Here is a 5,450-nt window from a genome sequence, read left to right as displayed (position 1 = left end):
GCCGTGGCGTGGCCCTGATAGGTATGACCGTGCTGGAAGAAACCCGATCCATTGGCAATCGCATCGTTGATTTTCTTGGAAACAAGCACCGCCCCGATCGGCTGATATCCGGCACCAAGTCCCTTGGCGATGGTTTGCAGGTCACCTGAAATGCCTTCCTGTTCAATCGCATGCAGGGTTCCGGTGCGGCCCATGCCACACATGACTTCATCAAGGATCAGCAACACACCGTATTGATCGCAAATCTCGCGGACACGTTTGAAGTAACCGGGCACAGGTGCCAGCGCACCCGCGGTTGCCCCGACAACCGGCTCGGCGACGAATGCCGCAACGTTTTCAGACCCAAGTTCGAGGATTGCGGTTTCCAGTTCATTGGCAACACGCAGGCCATATGCTTCTGGCGTTTCATCGTCGCGTTGATCGCGATACTGATAAACAGGTGCAATGTGGCTTGCCGTGATCAGAAGCGGCTCAAACTGTTTGCGCCGCCACATATTGCCACCCACCGAAAGCGCACCCAGAGTATTGCCGTGATAGGATTGCCGACGGGCAATGACGTATTTGCGGTCCGGCTGGCCGATCTCCAGAAAATACTGGCGCGCCATTTTAAGGGCTGCTTCGGTCGCCTCTGATCCGCCGGAAACAAAATAGACCTTGTCGATGCCTTCAGGTGCCGACGCGAACAGTTCGTCGGCCAGTTCTTCCATCGCATCGGATGAAAAGAACCCGGAATGGGCATAGGCAATCTGATCAATCTGCGTATGCATTGCAGCCCGGACATCCGGATCGGAATGACCAAGGCATGAAACAGCTGCGCCACCACAAGCATCCAGATAGCTTTTGCCATTCTGGTCAAAAATATAGATCCCCTCGCCGCGAACAGCGCATGGCGGAATGGATGTACTCGTACGATGGAGCACACGGGTTCCAGCATTAGCAGCCGGCCTAGAGGAATTGGCAGAGTGTGACGCGTTGGTCATGTTCGGACTTTCCGTAAAATGTCTAGTCTTCAAGGTATGTATCGAAGACAGCGAGTTGTTCTTCTGCAGCGGCAATTCGTTGCAGGGCCTTCGGGCCACCGCGTGCAACCAGCAGGGCAACAAGGGCCTGCATGACCGAAAGGGCGGCGGTAAAACTTTGGAAAAAGGACTGCGATGTATCACGGGCGACCAACGTGGTCCGCGCATTCACCGCAATTGGCGACACATCGGAATCAGTGACGGCGATAACCGGGCAATGCTGGGAACGGGCATATTCGACAGCCCGCACCGTATCGCGGATATAGGGTTTCGCCCCGACCGCAATCAAAATGTCGCGTCGCCCGATGCCCCGCAATTCATCGCCAAAGGCACCTGAGCGCCCGTCAACCAGAACGCCATTGTCACAAAACAGCCGATAGGCATAGGCAAACTGAAATGCTGCCGGGTACGCCGCACCACTGCCAACGATAAAGACCTGTCGGGCATCTTCAATTGCTTCGCAGGCATCAATCATGTGTGGGACAAAATCCGGGGAAAATGCGGCACTGATATTGTCGATTTCCGTTCGGCATATGCTTTCAAGCAAGTGCGCGTCACGGTTGGAATCATTGTCAGTGCGCTGGGTTTCACGGGCCCGCTGCGCATAGCTTGTGGGATTGTCCAGCAAGCGATCCTGATAATGATCGCGAAAATCCCGCCAGTTTTCGACACCAATTGCACTCATCAGGCGGGTAACCGTGCTTGGCGGAACGTTGGCCGCGCGCGCCAGTGCGCGCATCGAGCGCAGCGCCACATCGTTTGGATGATCCAGAATGTAACGCGCAGCCTTCTGCATTTGCGGGCTTAGCTTCGCATAGTCCGAAATCAGTTTTTCACGCAGATCTGTTTGCACACCCATCACCCGGATCCCCAGTCCACAAGGAACGAAGGATTACGACACAGCTCGCACCATCACGCAACACATGTTTCAAAAATTAACAATATGAAACATGTGTTTCGAAGAAATGTTTCGTTGCGACACCGCGTGCAATTGGTGTGTTCTCGAAAAAACATGGACTTATTAGAAAAAACTGTAAAAATAAATTGGCATCCCGGATGAACCCAAGCGTTTCATACCGGGCGACAGAAAGTGCTTACTGGTGGAGATCAAAACACCGAATCGTTGGACGAACCTTGGACACACCATGGAAACGAAGATTATTGATTCCCTTAAACAAGCGCAGGCAGGCATTGCGCTTTTTGACGCAGACGAACGGATTGTCTTTGCCAATCCGGCGTGGGAACAACTGATTTCCGGTGTTGCCGAGGAAGACCTGATTTTCAGCGAAACCGAACTGGCCGATGGCGGCATGATTTCGGTGTGTTTTGTAAAACCCCAGGTCCCGCAAGCCGACCGCCCTGACCTTGAATCCTCTGCCAACGATAGCAAGATCGGCACGGTGATCATTGCCGACGACAGCGAGAGCAATCGTTTGGTCGCCAAACGTATCCTTCAAGCAGAAGGATATAGCATTGTCGAAGCCAGTAACGGCCAGACTGTATTGAACATGCTCAAGCGTGGTGTGACTGCAGACCTGATATTGATGGATGTTGAAATGCCCGATATGGACGGGCTTCATACGACAAGACGCATTCGCCACATGAGCGGCCCGGTATCACGCACCCCGATCATTGCGCTTTCAGCCCATCAGTCACGGGACTGGAATGTAATTGCCCGTCAGTCTGGTGTTGATGACTTCATCAACAAGCCCATTCATCGGCAAAAATTGATCGAAACCATGCAGGATTTGATCAACCGGCGTGGCAGCACCACGCGTGATGACGATCCCGTCCAGCAACGCAGCAAGGGCGCAAGGATTGGTCGTACGGTCCGCCCGCAGTCCCTGACCAGCCCGGTTCTTGATGTTCGCATTCTTGAACAGCTTTATACAGATGCCGGAGATGAGGGGGCCGGATGCGGCATCGAGATTTTCATCAATGAAACTGAGTCCCGGTTGGTCAAAATTGACAAAGCCCTGTCAGAAGATGACATGACAACGGTGCGCAACGAAGTCCATGCGCTTAAAAGCACGTCGGGCACTTTTGGTCTGCGCCAGCTTTCTGAACTATGCGAGACAACCCAGTCGATTTTTGAAGACCACGAGCCAGACGAAGGTCGATTGTTGTCACTTTCCCGTCAGGTGGTTCAATTGGCACCGACGGCGTTAACCGCACTTAACCTGTATCGCCGTTCACGCAGTATCAGCAGTTCCCCGCACGCCTGAGCCGACCTGCCCGAGCCATATCTGCCAGACCATCAGCGCCCATACACCAAGCGCCATATCCAGATCCTTTCCGGATACGGCCCGCCGCCAGTATCGGGATTTGCTGTCGGTTGGGATATCCACCCCCGCAAAAATGGCGTTCAGGATATCGGTCTCATCGCCCCAATGATACCTGGCCACCCCGAGGAGCCAGTCCGCCACCGGCGGATTGAAGCCGATCTTGCGGTTTTGCACATGCCTGGCCGGAAGGTATGGCGCAATTGCCTGACGCCAGAGTGTTTTGGGACCTTGTTTAAGATGCTGTGATGCAGGCACTGAAGCGGCAAGGCGCACAACATCATACCCCAAAAGCGGCAAACGATATTCCAGACCAAATGCCATCCCGCATCGATCTGACATGGCAAGCTGATTACCCGGAAGCGTCACATCACGATCAAAGCCCATCATCCCATCCGCAAGCCCTGTGTTCTGATATGGTCGCGTCACCATCCGGGCGTCACACTCAGAAATTGGACAGCGGTTATTCCAGCTGGCAAAAGCATGTTCTGCACCCGATGACGCCCCGGCAAGAAAGCGATGCATTTCCCTGTGATCACCCAACCCGGACAGTTTTGCCGTCAGTCGCCGCAGAGGTCCCGGCACATGGCGCCAGTATTTCTCGTAAAGCTGCGCGGCCCGGTAACGCGGATAGCCGCCGAAAAGCTCATCCCCGCCATCACCTGACAAACATACTTTGACCTCTGCACTTACTGCTTTTGAAAGACGTCGCATCAAAACAATCGAAGGATTGGCAAACGGCCCACCGACAGCTTGCAAACCGGCACAAAGTTCCTGATGAATTTCCTCAGCAGTTGTCGGAGCAGATACGACATGCAGTTCTTGCCCGAGGTGCTTGCACAGGTTTTGCGCGGCAGCGGTTTCGTCATAAGCCGGATCTTCGAACCCCATGACAAATGCCACTGGCGGTTCCTGCCCGCGTTCCCGGGCAATGTCGCTGGCCAATGCGGCAACCCCGGCACTATCCAGACCGCCGGACACCAGTGTTCCAGCGGGGCAGTCCACATCCATTGCATCGGCAACTGACTGTCGAACAGCCGATAGCAACACTTGCGGTGCCACCGCCTGTGTTCGGCTTTGTGCCGGGTGCACGATCATTGCTGATGAAACACTGCCACCCCGCCAGCAAAGGACCCTGCCCGGCGGCAAAAGCGTCACGCCCTGTGCCCCGGTCTGTGGTGCATGCACGAACAGATGCGCAAGATAGCCTGGCTTGATGCTCTCGTCCGGTGCTGTCGGTGCGATTGAAGAAAACGCCGATATCTCGGACGCAAATGCGATTTGTCCGGCTGGCAGGTTCAGAACATAGAGCGGCTTGATACCCAGCGGGTCCCGCGCCAGCCACAGACAAGATTGCACAGTATCCCACAGCGCAAGCGCATATTGCCCGGACAGGGTTTCAAGCACCTTTGTCGGCTCATGCCCGCGTCGGATGGCATCGGCCATAAGCACCAATACAAGTTCCGCATCATTCCCGGTTTCGCATCTCAGCCCGCGGGCAATTGCATCACCTATCCTGCGCCGATGTCCCGCGATGTAGCCGTTAAACACCAGCACAAACCGCCCATCGGATGTGACGCATGGTTGATTGGCCTGATGCGTCAGGTCCGTCGTGGCCAACCGAGCACAACCAACAGAGACCTTCCCGACCGGATCATCCCAAACGCCCGATGCGTCCGGCCCACGATGGGCAATAGACTGAAGCATGGCACGAACGGAACCGGGGTCGTTTGGTTCGGTGATGCCAGCAATGCCACACATGGATCCCTCACTTAAATCCGGTCGCTGTGACTTTCAGGATCCGACAGCTTGGCATCGTCATCCGCACTCGGAACGCGGCTTTGCAGATCGCGCAAAACAAACAGACGCAGGGCACTCGACAGGTTGCCTTCGCGATCTGTGTCAATCTCAACAACCAATTCGGCCAAGGTCATGTCGCGCCGCTGCGCAATGCCGACCAATTCGTCCCAGAAGGCATCTTCAAGTGAAAAGCTCGTCCGGTGCCCGGCAATTGTCACTGATCTTTTACGAACGGCATCTTCCATCGGCGTTTATATCTTTTCACGAATGGTAAAAACGACCATGATTTCAAAAGCTTTCCGCCATGATAGGGCATCGACATGAAATTCATACATCTTTCCGACCTTCA

At 54.8% G+C, this 5,450-nt stretch carries 5 protein-coding genes; 1 reads left to right on the top strand and 4 read right to left on the bottom strand.

The genetic code is table 11. The features are described 5' to 3' along the window. Window positions 1–980: aspartate aminotransferase family protein (locus B2R48_RS01555; RefSeq protein WP_414716174.1), on the bottom strand; the 980-nt coding region annotated here is incomplete at its 3' end. A gap of 22 nt (window positions 981–1,002) precedes the next feature. Further along, the gene (locus B2R48_RS01550; RefSeq protein ID WP_296996973.1) at window positions 1,003–1,878 is read right to left on the bottom strand and encodes a MurR/RpiR family transcriptional regulator; all 876 of its coding nucleotides are present in this window, start codon (window positions 1,876–1,878) and stop codon (window positions 1,003–1,005) included. 286 nt (window positions 1,879–2,164) lie between these two features. Between B2R48_RS01550 and B2R48_RS01545 the strand changes: the two genes are divergently transcribed. Next, window positions 2,165–3,244, top strand: coding sequence for a response regulator (locus B2R48_RS01545; RefSeq protein ID WP_296996971.1), 1,080 nt, complete (start codon window positions 2,165–2,167; stop codon window positions 3,242–3,244). On the opposite strand, the gene asnB is transcribed toward B2R48_RS01545, so the two are convergent. Both asnB and B2R48_RS01535 read right to left on the bottom strand, forming a co-directional pair. Then, on the bottom strand, window positions 3,212–5,062 hold the full coding sequence (gene asnB / locus B2R48_RS01540; protein ID WP_296996968.1) for an asparagine synthase (glutamine-hydrolyzing): 1,851 nt from the start codon (window positions 5,060–5,062) through the stop codon (window positions 3,212–3,214). The two genes, B2R48_RS01545 and asnB, sit on opposite strands and share 33 nt — an antisense overlap. Before the next feature lie 11 nt (window positions 5,063–5,073). Next, window positions 5,074–5,346, bottom strand: coding sequence for a ribbon-helix-helix domain-containing protein (locus tag B2R48_RS01535; RefSeq protein ID WP_296996965.1), 273 nt, complete (start codon window positions 5,344–5,346; stop codon window positions 5,074–5,076). Window positions 5,347–5,450: the final 104 nt, after the last annotated feature.

The organism is Thalassospira sp. UBA848, assembly GCF_002295455.1.
Lineage (GTDB): Bacteria > Pseudomonadota > Alphaproteobacteria > Rhodospirillales > Thalassospiraceae > Thalassospira.
The sequence above is the reverse complement of the archived record's forward strand: the minus strand, read 5'-3'. Positions and strand labels throughout refer to the sequence as shown.